15 protein-coding genes are annotated in these 18,577 nt (G+C 37.7%); 7 read left to right on the forward strand and 8 right to left on the reverse strand.

Annotated features, from left to right (window positions below; genetic code table 11):
- Positions 1-11: 11 nt before the first annotated feature.
- Together IGK86_RS02205 and IGK86_RS02210 are read right to left on the reverse strand one after the other, a co-directional pair.
- Positions 12-326: a DUF1827 family protein gene (locus IGK86_RS02205; RefSeq protein WP_002355547.1), complete on the reverse strand. Its 315-nt coding sequence runs from the start codon at positions 324-326 to the stop codon at positions 12-14.
- 194 nt (positions 327-520) lie between these two features.
- Positions 521-2,761 (reverse strand): ATP-dependent Clp protease ATP-binding subunit, encoded by a 2,241-nt coding sequence (locus tag IGK86_RS02210; RefSeq protein WP_002386935.1) that lies wholly within the window; start codon positions 2,759-2,761, stop codon positions 521-523.
- Between the two features lie 301 nt (positions 2,762-3,062).
- Between IGK86_RS02210 and IGK86_RS02215 the strand changes: the two genes are divergently transcribed.
- The 3 genes from IGK86_RS02215 (at position 3,063) to ptsP (ending at position 5,418) form a co-directional block, all read left to right on the forward strand.
- Positions 3,063-3,254, forward strand: coding sequence for a hypothetical protein (locus IGK86_RS02215; protein ID WP_016616968.1), 192 nt, complete (start codon positions 3,063-3,065; stop codon positions 3,252-3,254).
- 170 nt (positions 3,255-3,424) lie between these two features.
- Positions 3,425-3,691, forward strand: coding sequence for a phosphocarrier protein HPr (locus IGK86_RS02220; protein ID WP_002355551.1), 267 nt, complete (start codon positions 3,425-3,427; stop codon positions 3,689-3,691).
- Positions 3,691-5,418 carry a phosphoenolpyruvate--protein phosphotransferase gene (gene ptsP / locus IGK86_RS02225; RefSeq protein WP_002361251.1) on the forward strand — a complete coding sequence of 576 codons (1,728 nt, stop codon included), beginning with the start codon at positions 3,691-3,693 and terminating at the stop codon, positions 5,416-5,418. Before IGK86_RS02220 ends, ptsP begins: the two co-directional genes overlap by 1 nt.
- Before the next feature lie 44 nt (positions 5,419-5,462).
- Here ptsP and IGK86_RS02230 read toward each other — a convergent pair whose 3' ends face one another.
- Both IGK86_RS02230 and IGK86_RS02235 read right to left on the reverse strand, forming a co-directional pair.
- Entirely contained in the window at positions 5,463-6,542 is a 1,080-nt protein-coding gene (locus tag IGK86_RS02230) for a DUF916 and DUF3324 domain-containing protein (RefSeq protein ID WP_016616967.1), read from the reverse strand.
- A gap of 35 nt (positions 6,543-6,577) precedes the next feature.
- On the reverse strand, positions 6,578-7,315 hold the full coding sequence (locus IGK86_RS02235) for a WxL domain-containing protein (RefSeq protein ID WP_002358689.1): 738 nt from the start codon (positions 7,313-7,315) through the stop codon (positions 6,578-6,580).
- Between the two features lie 392 nt (positions 7,316-7,707).
- Between IGK86_RS02235 and IGK86_RS02240 the strand changes: the two genes are divergently transcribed.
- Entirely contained in the window at positions 7,708-8,958 is a 1,251-nt protein-coding gene (locus tag IGK86_RS02240) for an IS110 family transposase (protein WP_438741968.1), read from the forward strand.
- Positions 8,959-9,136: 178 nt separating this feature from the next.
- Here the strand turns inward: IGK86_RS02240 and IGK86_RS02245 are convergent, their stop codons facing one another.
- Positions 9,137-11,428, reverse strand: a complete 2,292-nt coding sequence (locus IGK86_RS02245; RefSeq protein ID WP_016617090.1) for a hypothetical protein — start codon at positions 11,426-11,428, stop codon at positions 9,137-9,139.
- A 348-nt stretch (positions 11,429-11,776) separates the two neighbouring features.
- Between IGK86_RS02245 and tig the strand changes: the two genes are divergently transcribed.
- The 3 genes from tig to IGK86_RS02260 all read left to right on the forward strand — a co-directional run bounded on the left by tig (position 11,777) and on the right by IGK86_RS02260 (position 14,775).
- Positions 11,777-13,060: a trigger factor gene (gene tig, locus IGK86_RS02250; RefSeq protein ID WP_002355556.1), complete on the forward strand. Its 1,284-nt coding sequence runs from the start codon at positions 11,777-11,779 to the stop codon at positions 13,058-13,060.
- 111 nt (positions 13,061-13,171) lie between these two features.
- Positions 13,172-13,834, forward strand: coding sequence for a hypothetical protein (locus IGK86_RS02255; protein WP_010713885.1), 663 nt, complete (start codon positions 13,172-13,174; stop codon positions 13,832-13,834).
- 449 nt (positions 13,835-14,283) lie between these two features.
- A complete protein-coding gene (locus IGK86_RS02260) occupies positions 14,284-14,775 on the forward strand; it encodes a hypothetical protein (protein WP_010713884.1) in 492 nt (163 codons plus the stop codon).
- A gap of 66 nt (positions 14,776-14,841) precedes the next feature.
- Here IGK86_RS02260 and IGK86_RS02265 read toward each other — a convergent pair whose 3' ends face one another.
- From IGK86_RS02265 to IGK86_RS02275, 3 genes are read right to left on the reverse strand one after another with little or no spacing between them, the layout of a single operon-like run.
- Positions 14,842-16,764: a PTS fructose transporter subunit IIABC gene (locus IGK86_RS02265; protein ID WP_002382993.1), complete on the reverse strand. Its 1,923-nt coding sequence runs from the start codon at positions 16,762-16,764 to the stop codon at positions 14,842-14,844.
- Positions 16,765-16,787: 23 nt separating this feature from the next.
- Complete coding sequence (gene pfkB, locus IGK86_RS02270; protein ID WP_002363177.1) at positions 16,788-17,705, reverse strand: 1-phosphofructokinase; 918 nt, start codon at positions 17,703-17,705, stop codon at positions 16,788-16,790.
- On the reverse strand, positions 17,702-18,454 hold the full coding sequence (locus IGK86_RS02275) for a DeoR/GlpR family DNA-binding transcription regulator (RefSeq protein ID WP_002381250.1): 753 nt from the start codon (positions 18,452-18,454) through the stop codon (positions 17,702-17,704). The genes pfkB and IGK86_RS02275 overlap by 4 nt, the downstream gene beginning before the upstream one ends.
- Positions 18,455-18,577: the final 123 nt, after the last annotated feature.

Below are 18,577 nucleotides of genomic sequence, written 5' to 3' on the forward strand. Positions count from 1 at the left end.
CGGCAGTTTTTTTAGTTTTCCATGAGGGAAACTTTTAATGGAACAGACACTTCGGTCACATGGTTTAACTCAATGATAGAAATTTCATCTGGGTCATAAGCCTCTTTAGGTAATCGTTTTAACAGTTTTGCTAAAATTTCTTTTACTTCTGTCGGACGAATGCGACGATTTTTATTCATAATCAGAACTTCCACATGGTGAGCTGCTTCTGAATAGACAGCGGTCGTGTTTCCTGCTGAGTAGACTTTTACAAAGTAAGCATCCGTGTTTTCCAATTGTTTATTTACTAATTGTTTGTAGCTATTGGTCACATTCACTAATTTCATTTTATCACCTCATTATAGTTGTGTGCTGCAAAAGAGCGTTTCCAATTATGTACAGGAGTTCCAGATTGAATTTTTTCTATGAGGAACAAGTATACGAATATCTTTCTTCTATTATAGTTTTTTTTGATGAAAATAAAAAGTGAAAAGCATAAAAAAATCCGCACGCATTGTTATTAATGCGTGTGGATTTTTGATTATTCTGCTTGGTCAGATGTTGAAGTTTCTGTTTTAGTCACTTCTTGTGCGCCAGTTACGATAATTTTACCTTCGTTATCTAACGCTGCGACTAATTGATGATTTTCAGGATGATCTAGATAGTATTCAGCAATGCCGTCTTCAATTTGTTCTTGAATTGTTCGACGTAAAGGACGAGCGCCCATTGCAGGATCATAACCTAAATCAACGAGTTTTTCTTTGACTTCTGTTGGAACCTCAATGTGTAATTTTTGTTTAGCTAATAAGCCATTTACTTCTTCTAACATCAAGCTGACAATGTTCATCAGGTTTTCTTTGCTTAATGCTTTGAATTCGATAATACCATCGAAACGGTTAAGGAATTCGGGGGTGAAGAAGTTGTTCAATTGACCTAAAACAGATTTAGTCACACCTTCACGGGCAGCGCCAAAGCCAACGTTGGCTTCCACAGCTCCTGTTCCAGCATTACTTGTCATGATAATGATGGTGTCTTTAAAGCTGACTGTACGACCTTGTGCATCTGTTAAACGACCATCGTCGAGAATTTGTAAAAACATGTGTAAAACATCAGGATGCGCTTTTTCAATTTCATCCAATAAAATTAAACTATAAGGATTACGACGGACTTTTTCTGTGAGTTGTCCAGCTTCGTCATACCCAACATAGCCTGGAGGAGAACCAATCAGTTTAGAAACACTGTGTTTTTCCATATACTCACTCATATCAAAACGAACCATCGAATCTTCTGAACCGAATAGCTCAAAAGCTAATTGTTTTGCTAATTCTGTTTTACCAACGCCTGTTGGCCCTACAAATAAGAAGGAACCAATTGGGCGGTTTTGTTTGCCTAGGCCTACACGATTGCGACGAATCGCTTTAGCTACTTTATCGACGGCATCATCTTGTCCGACAACATGAGCTTTTAAGTCAACAGCTAAATTTTTCAATTGGGTTTGTTCTTTTTCTTTTAAGTCACCGACAGGAATGCCAGTTTTTTGTTCCACAATGGCTTCAATATCTTTTTCAGTGATGACGGGTGTTTCTTCATCGCTGATTTGTTTTTCTTTCATTGCTTGTAATTTATTGATTTGATCACGATAATAAGCCGCTTTTTCAAAATCTTCTTCTGCGGAAGCTTGTTGTTTTTGTTGTTCCGCTTCTGCTAATTTTTTATCAATTGTTTTTGGATCGACGAGTTGGATAGTTAGATTCATTTTTGAACCAGATTCATCTAACAAGTCAATCGCTTTATCTGGTAAAAAGCGATCTTGAATGTAACGGTTGGATAAGTTTGCTGCTGCGTTAATCGCTTCATCTGTATATTTGACATGATGATAATCTTCATAACGTTTTTGCAGACCATGTAAAATCGTTATGGTTTCGGCAACGGTTGGCTCATCTACTTGGACTGGTTGCATCCGACGTTCTAAGGCAGCGTCTTTTTCAATAATACGGTACTCATTTAAAGTTGTGGCACCGACTAATTGTAATTCACCACGTGCTAAGGCTGGTTTTAAAATATTGCCAGCATCCATATTGCCATCACCAGCAGCACCAGCACCCACAATTTCATGGACTTCATCAATAAATAAAATGACATTTTCAGCTTCAGTGATTTCTTCAATCAATTTTTGCATCCGTTCTTCAAATTGTCCGCGAATACCAGTTCCTTGAACAAGTGAAACCACATCTAAACGAATGACTTCTTTGTCCAATAATTTTTGGGGCACATCGCCATCGACAATTTTTTGGGCTAAACCTTCGACAACGGCTGTTTTACCAACACCTGGTTCACCGATTAAAACGGGGTTGTTTTTTGTACGGCGATTTAAGATTTCAATGACACGCTTAATTTCTTGGTCACGTCCTACCACAGGATCGATATCTCCTTGGCGTGCCGCTTCGGTGATGTTAATCCCATACTCGCCTAGTAAACCTTGACCAGCGCCAGCGCCTCCGCGAGGGGGTTGACCTCCATTACCACCATCACCAAATTGAGTGGGTGGTGTTTGTTGTTCATAAGGATTACCTTGTTGCATTTGGCGAGAAAGAGAACGATATAAATCGTCTAAACTCCCAAAGCCAAAAGGGTCTTGTCCCATATTTTGAGGGGAATTATTTGCTTGATTTTTTAATTTTTGATAGCAGCTTTGGCAATAGTCCAGTTGTTTTCTTTGACCATTCACATTTGCATATAAATGAATTGTTGCTTCATTTTGTTGACAATTTTGACAAATCATTGAATGAAACACATCCTTTCAAAATAACTGAGGCCAGAAAAATAGCTGTTTGCTCTATTATTTCTAGTAAACAGACCATTTTTCCTCAAACCAGCCAAGTACTAGATAGCAGGAATAAATTCTGTCTATAAAACCACTTGACCATTTTTGACCTTTGAGGTTATTATAGCATTTTTTGTAAGAGAATCAAGTAAAAGACCTTGTTTAAAAAAAGGCAAAGATTCGATTTTTTTACAGACAATTGCGCCATTTTCAAGTAAACTATAAGAGTTGATATTTAAGAGAAAGAGTGGTGAAATCAATGGCTGAAAATCCTTTTGTAGAAAAAATTGCTTCATTAAAAGCTGGAGAAATCTCTGAATTAATCGTGGAGCAAAATGAATTTTTCCAATTTCGTGATACTTGGATTTCTTTGCCTGACCGCGCGGAAATTGTTGGAGAAGCGGGGTTAAATGGACGAATCATTTATCGTTACCAAAAAGAGGAAGAATAGTCAGTGCAAAACATCACGAAATTTAAGCAAAAAGTGTTGTGTAAGATAGAAAAAAATGGTAATCTTAGAAACTGAAAGGGTCTTTTTTCGAGTAGACGTTTGATTTTAGCGTATCAAGAAAGGAAAACCCTAACATAAAAATTTTTTATTTACGAAGGAGACCGATTTATATGGAAAAGAAAGAATTTCACATTGTAGCAGAAACAGGAATTCACGCACGTCCAGCTACTTTATTAGTACAAACTGCAAGCAAATTTAACTCAGATATTAACTTAGAATACAAAGGTAAATCTGTTAACTTAAAATCAATCATGGGCGTTATGTCTTTAGGCGTTGGTCAAGGTTCTGACGTAACAATCACTGTTGATGGTGCTGACGAAGCTGAAGGAATGGCAGCAATCGTTGAAACATTACAAAAAGAAGGATTGGCTGAATAATGTCTGAGATGCTAAAAGGGATTGCCGCAAGTGATGGCGTTGCTGTTGCTAAAGCTTACCTGCTAGTTCAACCTGACTTGTCTTTCAACAAAACTTCCGTAGAAGATACTGATGCAGAAGCAACTCGCTTAGACGATGCTTTAGCAAAATCTACTGAAGAGTTGCAAGCAATTCGCGACAAAGCAGCTCAAAGCCTTGGTGAAGCAGAAGCGCAAGTTTTCGATGCTCATTTAATGGTTTTATCTGACCCAGAAATGGTTGGTCAAATCAAACAAAATATCCAAGACAACAAAGTCAATGCAGAAGCTGCCTTGAAAGAAGTTACGGATATGTATATTGGTATGTTTGAAGCAATGGACGATAATGCTTACATGCAAGAGCGTGCAGCAGATATTCGTGACGTTGCCAAACGTATCTTAGCACATTTATTAGGTGTGACTCTTCCAAATCCTTCAATGATTAACGAAGAAGTAATCGTGGTTGCCCATGACTTAACACCTAGTGATACTGCACAATTAGACCGTACGTATGTTAAAGCCTTTGTGACAGACATCGGCGGACGTACTTCTCACTCAGCAATCATGGCTCGTTCGTTAGAAATCCCTGCAATCGTTGGTACAAAAGAAATTACTGACAAAGTAAAAGCAGGCGATATTTTAGCAGTGAACGGAATCATTGGGGATGTTATTATTGACCCAACAGATGCTGAAAAATCTGAATTTGAAGCAGAAGCAAAAGCTTATGCAGATCAAAAAGCAGAATGGGATAAACTAAAAAATGCAGAAACAGTGACAGCTGACGGCAAACATGTTGAGTTAGCTGCAAACATTGGTACACCAAAAGATTTAGAAGGCGTACACAAAAACGGCGGCGAAGCTGTTGGTTTATATCGTACAGAATTCTTATACATGGATTCATCTGACTTTCCAACTGAAGAGGACCAATACCAAGCGTATAAAGCAGTTCTTGAAGGAATGGAAGGAAAACCAGTTGTGGTTCGTACAATGGATATTGGTGGGGACAAAGAGCTTCCTTACCTAACATTACCACACGAAATGAACCCATTCTTAGGTTACCGTGCATTACGTATTAGCTTATCAGAACTAGGTGACGGCATGTTCCGTACACAAATGCGTGCATTATTACGTGCGTCTGTTCATGGTAACTTACGTATCATGTTCCCAATGGTTGCTACTTTGAAAGAATTTAGAGCAGCGAAAGCAATCTTTGAAGACGAAAAACAAAAATTAGTCAACGAAGGTGTTGAAGTTTCAAACGATATCCAAGTAGGTATTATGATTGAAATTCCAGCAGCTGCCGTATTAGCTGATAAATTTGCCAAAGAAGTAGACTTCTTTAGTGTTGGAACCAACGACTTAATCCAATACACAATGGCGGCAGACCGTATGAACGAACGCGTTTCTTACTTATACCAACCATACAACCCATCAATCTTACGTTTAATTAAAAATGTAATTGATGCAGCACACGCTGAAGGTAAATGGGCTGGTATGTGTGGTGAAATGGCGGGCGATCAAACAGCTGTTCCATTACTATTGGGTATGGGCTTAGATGAGTTCTCAATGAGTGCTACATCTATCCTTAAAACACGTAGCTTGATGAAACGTCTAGACACAACTAAAATGGCTGAACTTGCTGACCGCGCATTAAAAGAATGCGACACGATGGAAGAAGTCGTTGCATTAGTTGAAGAATATACAAAATAATTAAGCGATTATGAAAGCACATCGACAATTGTCGATGTGCTTTTTTACTGTTGCGATTCACGTATTTTTTTCTTGAAATAATAAATCGTGCTTCCCAAAATGAATAGAAAAACTAGCGTGATGCTAAACACCAGTTTCCAAGGGAAATTGGTGTGCTTTTCAGGTGGGAGGTTGACGGCGGTAGCATTGTATTTTTTAGCTTCTTTTTCTTGGATGACTAAGTGTTTTTCCCACGAATAGTCTTGATAGCCATCGTTTGCTTTGATTTTTACAGTATAATTTCCAGGAACAAAAGGTTGTTCCTTTAAGTCAATCCGATAATTAAAATTTGTATTAGGGGCCATTGTTAACGACTCTTGGTGATTTTCGTAGCGAGGTTTAGCTTCTTTTTCATAATATAAAGAGGCATCGACTTGTAATTTTTTAATCATAGCCGCTTGTTTGTTTTGGAGATTCATTAATACGCGGTTACGACCGTTAGCTTGATCGGTTTTTACTTCATTTAAAGATAATTCTGGCTGAACAGGTTCATCTGTTTCACTAAGTAAGACGCCGACTACATAAGAAAAACGATTATTGATGGCCACACCGTTTTCTGAGTGAGCAGGTTGTTCATCTGACTTTTGTTCAAAGTAGAGTCCTCCTAAAACGTACCCATTAAATGGTTTTTCCGGTAAAGTAAGCTGACATTCAACAGTCTTGGTTGAGTGTTTAGGTAGGTGGATTTCTTTTGGTAATTGCGCAATCTCATTAAAAGTAAAAGGTGCAGATGGATCTTTTTTTGTTTCAGCATGAGAATAATCTGCCAAGCCATTATCATTAGTAATCGCTGCATTGGCTGAAGCTAGCACGGTAATGTCGTTGGCTGTTTGATTCGTTAGTTCGATTTGTAGCTTTTGTGTTTGGTTTGGAGCGACACGTAAATCAAAATAACTTGTTTCTTTGGTTCGTTGATTGTCGGGTAAAATGGCTTTTACAGAAAAAGTCATTTCGCTTGCTTCTACAGAATAAGAGCCAATAAAAAATAAAAAAATGATGACGCTAATAGCATGGAGCCATTTATAAAGCTGCTGATTCATAGTGTGCACTCCTTTTTGATAATTTTTTATAAGAAGGTATTGCATGAAGTTGTTTCATGCAATACCTTGTTTGTTTTCTTTTAAAGTGGTGTATCATCCAAAATCCAAGTAAGCGTTGTTTTATATTGTTTAGCTGCAACTTTTTTCGTTGTCGCAGGAACAGTTAATTGAATGCCTTGAGCAGCGGTCGCTCCGCTACCAAAAGCTAATGTCCAAGTGCCCATTCCTGTTGAAAGAGCGGCAGTCGCCACAGGAGAAGTAGCGGCACCAGTTGGATCCAAGGTTACTGGGACCGTTAATGGCGCCAAAGAAAGTAACTGTGTTGAATTGGGTGTTGCTGCTAAAAAGGTCAAGGAAGCATTATCCAAAACAGCGGGTGTTGAATCACTTGTAGCAAATTGCGCACTCTGTTTAACTGATAATTTCCAGCCAAGATTTAGACCACGTTTGTCAGTTACTTGAACATAGTTTGGCACGCTAATTAAATCGCCAGTACTATTTTGTACTTGGTCCAGTTGTGCCGAATAGATTGCTGTTCCGGCTTGAATTTGTTTTGATCCAAAATGGATATTTGAAACATAGTCAATACTAAGGGGTCCGGCTGTACCAGGTTGATGAGGATCAGCAGGATTAGGTGTCACAGGCTGAGAAGGGTTCGTCGGATTGACAGGTGGCGTGACAGTATTATCAAGAGCAAACGTAATATCAGCGTTGGATTGAATAGAAGCGACTTGGGCTGCTTCAACTTTTGGACTATTTAAAAGCATAAGAGGCGTAGCAACGAACAAAATGCTTGAAATGCGCACGATCTTTTTCATTTTTTATTCCTTCTCGTAATATATATTTTGAAACGACTTCCATCGTTTCAGTCACCCCTTAGGGCTATTCCTTATTAAATAACTTTTAAACCTTGGCTATTGAATTTTGTTCCTGGATAATAGACTTATGGAAACGGTCTATCGGAACACTGCTAATTTCCTTTGTAGCTATGACTACAGCAGAAAGCCTGCATCCCGACTTATTGATTATCATGCCTCAAACCCATTAGCTGTACCGTTCACTTCTTAAACTATTTCTAGTAGGAAATAGGGTGGCTTTTAAGAGGTAAACAATTGAGTACTATTAAGCGAGATTGCGGTTATTCAATAAGATTCAGGGATAAACTTCAATAGCTAAGTATTCCAAAAAATTTATGAAAGGAGGACCTTCCATGAAATTATTTATTGGTTTAGACGTTAGTTCTCAAAAATTAGATACTTGCTTTTTAACAGACTCCAAAGAGATCTTGTTTGAAGGTTCACTTAGCAACGATTTAATCGGAGCTAGCGAAATCAAACAAAGAATTCTCGACTACCAAGAAACCTTTGGTTTCTGCCGAATTGTCATAGGTATGGAATCGACTTCTGTTTATAGTTTTCACCCAGCAATGTTTTTCTACTTAGATGAAGATTTAAAGCTGTTACCTGTCGAAGTTACTGTAGAAAATCCTTATAGAATCAAACAGTATTCAAGAATGTTCGATCAGGATAAAACAGATAAAATTGATGCACAGATCATAGCTGATTATCTACGAGTAGATCTCCATACATTGTCTCCTATTAAAGAAGAAGTTTATGTTGGACTTCAACGACTAACAAGATCTCGTTATCAATTAGTGACACAAATGGTAGAAGCAAAACAACATTTTTTAGAAAATTTGACGTATAAATGTAATACTTTATCAAAAGAACTTGCGAATGAAGACAATAAAACTTCCATATTCGGAGCTTCAATTATGAATCTACTTACAGAAGGTATTACCTTAGATGAATTTTCGGAAATGCCTCTTGAATCAGCCGCTGAATTACTTCAAAAGCTAGGAAAAGGTCGATTCAAAAATCCAGAGCAACTTGTCAAAAGTATTCAAAAAGCTGTACGTAGTTCTTATCGTTTAGGTAAAGTAACCAAGAATTCCATTGACCTTGTATTAGGTATAATCGCCAACGAAATCAAATTTCTAAAAAAACAGATTAAAGAAATTGAAAAAAACATTACTGCTTTACTTGAAACAATTCCAGAAGCCCAATGCTTATTAAGTGTCCCAGGATTAGGAGCTGTTTATACTGCAGGCTTAATCGCTGAAATTGGTCAAATCGAGCGATTTGATGATCAATCCAAGTTAGCAAAGTATGCCGGGTTAACTTGGTCTAAAAATCAATCAGGAAACTCTCAATCTGAAAACACGCCACTAAATCGTTCTGGAAATCGCTATTTTCGTTACTACTTAATTGAAGCCACCAATCGAGTAAGAAGTACACTTCCAGAATTTAAAGAGTACTACCAAAAAAAGAAAAATGAAGTACCTAAACACAAACATAAACGAGCGCTCGTCTTAACCGGAAGAAAATTTGTGCGCTTGATCGATGCGCTACTACGCAACGGTCAATTCTATCAGCCGGCGAAGGTGGTGATAGAAAAATAACATAAAGTTATTTGCGAAAATCTTCGTGATTACCCCGAAAAAAATTTGATTTTAGTCGGGTCTAGTTCAGTGCGGTCTAATTTTTCAAAATCTAACTCATATTTTAAAATTTATATCTTGACTTATTACCATTAGGCTTTCTTGTTTATTTTTAACTTTTAAAAAAGCTAAATCCTAATTAGAGGGGTGTATCAGAAAGAATCCATTGTAATTCGGCAGTGTAAGATTCTTTGACCGTTAAGTTAAGGTCAGGAGCAACGCTTAAAAAAAGTCCATTTTGTTGGTTCCAAGGAATTTCTACATTGTTATCGTCCGTTGCGGTGTATTGATAAACTTCGGTTGCTAAAGAGGAGATAGGAAAATCACTGCCATTTTTTCGATAAATGAAAGCTTGCTGGATCGTTTTATTTGTAGAAGTTGAATGCATGGGCTGACTCTCTCTTACCAACAAATGCCATGGTGTTTTTGCAACACGACCATCGGCAATGAGGAAAGGAGCGCTGATGGTCGATGGTGAGTATATGGTTCGTTTGCTGGGAAAAGGTAAATTTTTAAAGGAAACTGTAGTTGGCATCTGCACAAAACGGAGGGTACCGTTTTTGATAGGTAAAGACTGTTCCTTAGTGATTGGCGTAATTGGCGTTCCGCCACCATCATTGCCAATAACCGTGCTAGAAAATAAAAGAAATTGGTTTATCCATTCTTCTGTAACCGTTGCTGTATATTGTAAGGTGAATTGTGTATTGGCTTCCGTAAAATTATCTGCTGGCAGCGAATTATGATAACTCCAATATGGCAAACCAGTGGAACTATCAGTTAAAAGTTGAAGCCCAGCTATTGGCGTACTTAAACCTGCTGCTGATTGTTTTGTTAATGTAGCAGCTGAAAGTTGAGCCAGTCCTTTAGGCACCGTTGCTCGTAATTGTTGATTCATCCACGTTGCTGGTTGATTGGTTAAACGTGTGGTTAACGTAAAACGAATGATTTGACCACTTACGACAGAGTTTGCAGCTTCCCAGAGCCCTTGTGCATTTTTCCGCTCAATGATTTGCGTGACCGTTAGTTGAGGCACAGGATAAGCAACTGTTTGAGAAACAGTAGAACTGGTTAGCAAAGGCAGGCCAGTGCGATTGCTGAGCCCTTGGACCCACAAGCTGACCGTTTCTCCTCCTTGGAAAGTGGGTAAATTAGCAAATTGAAAATGGCCATTGGAATCTAAGGACGTTGTGGAAATAGAACCACCATTTATTTGTACTTTAACTTGATAGGTTCCGTTAGATGCTTGAGAAGCTTTACCTGAAAGTTGAGTTGAGCCGGCATTGGCGACTACGTTTGTGACTGGTTGGATTGACCAATTGACACTTTGGTCAGCTGAGGGGCTGCTTTGAATATAGTCGGTTGACGTTTTTGAACGAGCAAAGACAATTGTAGAGAGCGTGTCGCCATATTCTAATGGTGAAGCTAAAGAGATCGAGAAATTTCCGGCTGCATCGACAGAAATCCCTTTCACCACAATGGGGGTAGTGGTGCCATCATGGCGGTTCAAGGTTAATTGAACAGAGTAGTTATAGTTTGGGTCTTGTACTTGTTGAATGGTCCCTGTTACAGTAGTGTCCAGATGATTTGGTTGAGTTAGTTTGGCTGGTGTGACTTGAGGAACGGGGTAATTACCTAAACTAAGTTGAGCTTTGCTAATTACGCCTGTTTTTGTATTGTTCCCAATAATAATATTAATTGCACCTAATCCAGTGCCGACATCTGTAAAGGTTCCTCGAATCGGATAGTCTTTGCCGTTAAGAGCAGGAGGGATTGAAATTCCTCGTTTATAAAGTGCGCCGACATCAAACGAAATGGCGGCAGACCATTTGCTTCCGGGAAGTAACACCAAGGTGCTACTTGGAAAAGTCAGATAAACAGAATGATAAGTGCTACTATAAGAGAGGCTGACGCCGTTAGTTGAACTGTGAATATCTTGAGTGGCTGTTCCTGGATAACTGACAGTCCCTGTTAAAAGAGTCAGAAAATCTTGTTGCTTTAGAGTGTCGTTATCTAACTGGCTTGAAATTTCTGTAGGAAGTTGAATAGCAATAATCGGTCGATCATTAATTGCTAAGCCGATAAGTGTCACACTGTATTCATACGAAAGTGTGATAATATCTTGGTTATACGTTCCCGTGCTTAAGGTACTTTTTAAGGTGCTATTACCAACAGAAACACTAGCTGGCGTAGGTGCCATAGGTTCATCGTTTTCAGAGGAAGCATGGGTTTGCTCGGTTTCTTGTTCCACAATATCGGTTGCTTGAGTTGTTTGTTGTTCTGTTGAAACTGAGGTAAATGTTTCACTAAAAGTAGAGGCGTGAGTTGTAGGGTTCAGTGTTTCAGAATGAGCTATCAAAGGTTGAGTCAGCGATAAAAAAAGCCATGATATGATGCAAGAAAAGATTCCCCAGACGAACTTATTCAAAACCATCCTCTCCTTTTTTTGATATTATATGTATAATGATGAAAATATATAATGCGTAAATATTGAGTACATACATTCTATAATGGGCCATTCATAAAGTAAAGCGATTACATCCGATGATGAACAAGATATTTTGTTCACAATCTTTTAGGATTTTAAGAAGGAAATTTCTCGAAATTCTATGCTTTTTTAATCCGAAAAAATTAAAAAACTGATAGTTTGCTAAAAATCGAGTCTTTCTTTCACTTCTTAGCACTTAAAATATTTACATTTTCCTAGGGATAGTGTACTATTTAAAGGTATGCATAAATAAAGTTTGATGTATAAAATTAAATGTTATTCGGAGGGAAACAAATGTCTGCGAAATGGGAAAAAAAAGGCACTAATGATGGTGTATTAACTTTTTCAATCGAACAAGCAGTAATCGAAAAAGGATTAACGCAAGCGTTCAATAAAGTGAAAAAAAACTTAAACGTACCTGGTTTCCGTAAAGGAAAAGTATCACGTACTGTTTTTAACCGTATGTATGGAGAAGAAGCGTTATACGAAGATGCGTTAAACGCTGTTTTACCAGAAGCATATGAAGCGGCTGTTTTAGAAGCAGGAATTGAACCAGTAGCACAACCAAAAATTGATGTTGAAAGCATGAATAAAGGGGAAGACTGGGTTATCACTGCTGAAGTAACTGTAAAACCTGAAGTAAAATTAGGCGAATACAAAAACTTAACAGTGTCTAAACAAGACCGTGAAGTAACAGATGAAGACGTGGAAGCACGTTTGAAACGCGAACAAGAATCTCAAGCTGAATTAGTAATCAAAGAAGATGCCGCTGCTGAAAATGGCGACACTGTAGTTATCGACTTTGAAGGCTTCTTAGGCGACGAAGCATTTGAAGGCGGCAAAGGCGAAAATTACTCATTAGAATTAGGTTCTAATTCATTTATTCCAGGCTTTGAAGACCAATTAGTTGGCAAAAAAGCTGGCGAAGAAGTAGAAGTAAACGTTACTTTCCCTGAAGATTACCAAGCAGAAGATTTAGCTGGTAAAGAAGCAGTTTTCAAAGTAACTGTTCATGAAGTAAAAGCAAAAGAATTACCAGAATTGGATGATGAATTTGCAAAAGACGTTGACGATTCAGTAGAATCATTAGACGAATTAAAAGAAAAATTCCGTAAAGAATTGACAGAAGCAAAAGAAGCAGCAGCTGAAGAAGCAAAAGACGAAGAAGCAATTCGTTTAGCTGTTGAAAATGCTGAAATCGTTGAATTACCACACGTAATGGTTCACGACGAAGTTCACCGTTCAATGGATGAATTCTTAAACAACATGCAACGCCAAGGAATTTCTCCTGAAATGTACTACCAATTAACTGGTTCTACAGAAGAAGATTTACACAAACAATTTGAAGGCGAAGCAGAAACACGCACAAAAACAAACTTAGTGATTGAAGCAGTTGCCAAAGCTGAAAACATCGAAGTAACACAAGAAGACATCGATGCTGAAGTGAAAGATTTAGCAGAACAATACAACATGCCTGAAGCGCAAGTACGTAAAGTATTAAACAACGACATGTTAGAACACGATATTCGTATGAAACGTGCTGTTGAAACAATTACTGAAACAGCTGTTGAAAAATAAACATTTTTAATAAGCTCTTCATTCGATAGAGTTTTCTAAAACTGTAGATGGAAGGTGTCTTTCATCTACAGTTTTTTTCATATAAAATAACTTTTGAAAGGGTGTGTCAAAATGGATAAAAATTATTCGAAAATTAAATATGGATTAGTGGTGTTTGGCATCTTATGCTTGACGTACAATCTCTGGGAATTTTTTACGGCTAAGTATTCAACAAAACAAGGTGTGACGTTTGTTATCGAATGTTTACTTGGAATTGGGCTGATCTTTTTACCGGATCTTGTCAATAAATTTTTAAAAATTATTATGCCACCGACTATCGTTTATTTTTACTGGTTTTTCTTGTTTATTTCAGTATTCCTAGGAACCTCGTTGCATATGATTTCAATCATTTCGTTCTGGGATAAAATTTTACACTTTGTTAGTCCGATGCTTTTAACTGCTGTGGGTTATGGTATTGCTGCTTTCCTATTGAAGAAAACGAAGTACGCCGATGTTTCCCCGTGGTTATTTTTATTATTTGGGTTTGCATTTGCAGGGCTTTGTGGCGTCTTCTGGGAATTCTGGGAATTTATCTGCGATTCATTAGGAAACATGAACTTACAACGCTATAATATGTCCAACGGCCAACCATTTATTGGGCGTGCTGCTTTGATGGATACGATGGGGGATTTATTTACCAATACCATTGGGGCCTTTGTGATGGGCGTGTACACGTATATCAGAAGCAAAGGAAATCCTGAGTATTTAGAAAATTATGCGATAAAGAGAAAATAATATAGGGAAGTAAAAAAACAAGTTCTTTTAAAAGAGCTTGTTTTTTTGTATTAAATTATTAAGAATATGCGAATTTGCATTTTTAACTAATAAAATAGTTTGGTAAAATTAGAATATAATGGTTATGTAATGATTTTTTTATGTGGATGCACCCCAGTGATATGTTCTAAATACTTATCAAAAGAACAAGTAACTAGAAAGATCAATACTTTGATGACTTATTATTCTTTAATACTATAAAATTGGAAGGGAGGAAGATTAGGGAAAATAACTGCCAAAGACAACGCAACGGGGAAGTGATAAAAAAACAAAATGGGTGTATTTAAGAAAGTGAAAAAAGCAGCGTCTTATGAAAAATTGTATCTTAAAAATAATCTATTTGATTACATATACTTTTAATTTTTCAATGAGATACTTTACGAAAAAAAGAAGTGGAGTGTAGGTTGTATATGAAAGAAACTGTGAAAAAAGCAAAACAAGAAATGAAAGATAGAAGTAGACCGTATCAGATGTATGGGTTTTATTTAGCAATTCCAATAATCCTTATGGTCATTTTTATTTTTGGATTTTTAGGAGTTGAAACCAATAAATCGTGGGGCTCGGTCTTATTTGTTACTACACTTATTGCGAACATGGGAGTGAGCAAGTTAGAAAAATTACCTAAAAGAAAATATGTTGCACCTGTACTAGTCTATGTAACGGAGGCAATAGCTGTATTCCTTTTACTTGTTTTCTTTGGTGCAATTATAGCTGGATGGGCAAATTTTGTGATAATTGAATTAATTTTGTATGTTGTATTAGTATTAAGGATTATTACAATCATTTTTTTCTTTATTACTGCTAATGATATAAGAAAAGTTTATCCAACCATGAAACAAGAGGCCAAAGATTCACGAGCAGAATATCTAAGAGTAAAGAAGTTAGCTCAAAAAAGAATATAGTATAGTTAGTAATTCTATAATAAAAAGCGATTCAACCATGGTTGAATCGCTTTTTTGCTGTTTTTTTTAAGCAGGTACTTCGACAGGTTTTTTCAAAAGTCCGTAGACAATTCCTGAAATAATCGCCCCAATTAAGATGAACAATAGATATAGTAATGGATTACTTAATAGGAATACGACAAAGATTCCTCCATGTGGTGCCAATAATTTGATACCAAACGCACCAACCAACGCACCAGTAAAGGCAGAACCTACCACGAAACTTGGAATCACACGTAATGGGTCAGCTGCTGCAAAAGGAATTGCCCCTTCAGTGACAAAAGAAAGGCCCATTACAATATTGGTTAAGCCGGCATCTTGTTGATCTTTTGTAAATTTATTTTTAAATAAACGAGTTGCTACGAAAATTGCTAATGGAGGAACCATTCCGCCAGCCATTACAGAAGCCATGACCACGCTGCCACCTTCTGCAACAGTACTTGCTAGCGTAGCTGTACCGAAAACATAAGCAGCTTTGTTAACTGGTCCACCTAAGTCGATGGCCATCATACCAGCTAATAAAGCACCAAGTAAAGCTGCATTTGTGCCATCTAAGCCAAGTAGGAAATGATTTAACGCATCATTAATTGCTTTCATTGGGATGTTAATGACTAACATTAATAAGCCCGTAATAATCAAACCAAAAACTGGATAGAATAAAATGGTTTTAATTCCATCTAATGATTTTGGCAAGCCTTTGAAGACTTTACGTAAAAGAACCACTACATAACCAGCTAAGAAACCACCGATTAGGGCCCCAAGGAACCCAGCGCCTCCAGCGTTTGCTAACGCACCAGCGGCGAAACCAGCAACTAAGCCTGGACGATCCCCAATACTAGAAGCAATAAAACCAGCTAAGACAGGTAACATAAAGCCAAATGCTGCGCCACCAATTTGGTTAAACCAGCTAGCTACGTCATTGTAATTCCCTAAATTGGCTAATTGATCTTGAGGAACTCCGATAAATTGATCAATCATAAAGGAAAGAGCAATGGCAATTCCGCCACCAATAACGAAAGGTAACATATGAGAAACACCATTCATTAAATCTTTATAGATACGAGAACCGATTGAACCTTCCGCTGAATCCTCTTGGTCGCTTGCAGCCGAGTCACTGCCATGGAAAGTAGGAGCTTCACCACTAATGGCTAAGTTAATTAGTTCTTCGGTTTTACGAATTCCATCACTGACGGGACGATTGACTAATTTTTTACCATCAAAACGATTCATTTCTACTTTTTTATCGGCTGCGACAATTACGCCATCAGCACGAGCAATATCTTCAGCAGTCAAACGATTTTTAATTCCTTCTGAACCGTTTGTTTCTACTTTAATGTCTACGCCCATTTCTTTTGCTTTTTTCTTCAGTGCATCTTCAGCCATGTAAGTGTGAGCAATTCCTGTAGGACAAGCAGTCACAGCAATAATATATTTACGATTGCTTTCTGGTGCTGGCGTTGTTTGTTCTTGTTCTGCTTTTTCTTCCGCTTCTTTTTGATCTTCTGCTGCTTGGAAAAGAGCTTGGACTGCTTCTGGAGTTTCCGCTTCTTTCAATTTGCCAACAAAGTCTGGATCGATAAGTAATCGAGAAAGGGCCGCAAGTGCTTGGAGATGTGTATCATTGGCGCCTTCTGGAGCAGCAATCATGAAGAATAGATAAGTAGGTTGTCCATCTAGTGCTTCATAATCAACCCCTTTTTTACTTTTAGCGAAAAGAACTGTCGGTTCTTTTACGGCACTATTTTTTGCGTGAGGCATAGCGATGCCGTCGCCTAAACCAGTCGATGTTTGTGCTTCGCGTTTTAAAATTCCTTCTTTGTAAGTGTCAATGTCAGAGATGCGGCCACCATCGTATAATTTTTGGACCATTTCATCAATCGCGCCTTTTTTATCAGTAGCTTGTAAATCCATAATCATGACATCTTTTATTAATAAATCATTAATGTTCACTCTATTTTCCTCCCTTAGTGGATTTATTCTGAAATTTTTTCAATTGTTACTTCGTGAATAAGTTCTTGGATAAAATCTTCTGAGGCTAAATCATCAGAAAATGCGGTCGCGCTACCGCAAGCGACACCCCATTTGAAAGCCTCTAAAGGATCTTGTGTTTTTGAAAAGTTGCCAATAAAACCAGCAATCATTGAGTCGCCAGCGCCGACAGAATTTTTCAGTGGACGTTTTAAAACGTTGGAACGATAAACACCTTCTGTTGTGAAAAGTAATGCACCATCACCAGCCATTGAGATAATTACGTGTTGCGCTCCTTCTTCTAGTAACCGATGTCCATAAGGTAAAATGTCTTCAACACTTGTAAAGGTTGTATGATATAATTCTGCCAACTCATGATTATTTGGCTTGACCAATAAAGGCTTTTGTGACAAAGCGTTCATTAAATCTTCACCTGTCGTATCAATAACAAATTCTGCGCCTTTTTCCTTCACAATTTGGATTAACTCTTCGTAAAATCCTTTGCGTAGAGAAGCAGGTGTACTTCCTGAAAGAACAACAATATCACCAGCCTGAACACGACTAACTGCTTGTTTTAGTTCTTGAATTTCTTCGTTTGTTAGAGCAGGTCCTAAGCCGTTAATTTCTGTTTCAGTATCTGATTTCAATTTAATGTTGATTCGTGTATCAGCAGACACGGGAGTGAAATTCGTTTGGATTTCTTCTTTTTTCAACCAATCGGCAATAAATGAGCCTGTAAAACCACCTAAAAAACCTAAGGCAGTGGATTCTGTCTCCATACGTTTTAAAATACGTGAAACGTTGATTCCTTTGCCGCCAGGTAATTTAAAATCATTCGTCATCCGATTTAAATCACCAATTTGTAGATGATCGACATGAACGATAAAGTCGATAGAAGGGTTTAAAGTCACTGTGTAAATCATTTGTTTGCCTCCATTAAAATAGTTTTTTGCTGGAATCCTTGAAGCGATTCAGCAGGGCAGTAGTCAGTTAGTAAAGTAACTGACTCTAATTCTTCCACTTTGGTAAACGTTACTTCATTAAATTTTGTATGATCCAGTAAAACATAGGCTGTTTCTGCTTGATGAATAGCCAAGGCTTTTAGCGCTGCTTCTTCGGGATCAGGCGTCGTTAAACCAAACTCTAAATGTGCGCCGTTAGTTCCTAAAAAAGCTTTGTTAAAACGAAAATGTTGTAGCTGTTCCATACTAGTGGCACCAATGATTGCTTTAGTGGAGAGCTTCAAAGTACCACCAAGCATAATAGTGGGAATTTCCATATCGCTAAGTTTTGCAGCGTGATGCACGGAATTCGTCACTACATGGATTTGTTTCCCAACTAAAAAAGGGATCATTTCTAACGTGGTTGAACCAGCATCTAAATAGATCATATCGCCATCTTGTACACAACTAGCGGCTAAAGAAGCAATCTTTTGCTTTTCGTGCGTGTTTTTGATTGATTTTTCCGTCATGTTTTGTTCAAAGCCTAAATTAAGAATACGCTTAGCGCCGCCGTGAATGCGTTCTAACAAATTGGCGTCTTCTAATTCTTGTAAATCGCGGCGGATTGTGGATTCTGAAGCATTGAACAAGCTAGCAAGTTCTTGCGATTTGACGACTGATTTTTGATCTAACAATTGTAAAATTTTTTGATGTCGTTCTTCCGTAAGCATTTTCATCCCTCATTTCATGGATATAATAGCACAAATGAAAACGCTAATCAATCTAAAACGGTCAAAAACATTCAAAAAAATTAAAAAACAGTCATAAGAAAAAAAGAAAGCTGCTGAACTCAG

Source organism: Enterococcus sp. DIV1206 (assembly GCF_051712485.1).
GTDB lineage: Bacteria > Bacillota > Bacilli > Lactobacillales > Enterococcaceae > Enterococcus > Enterococcus faecalis.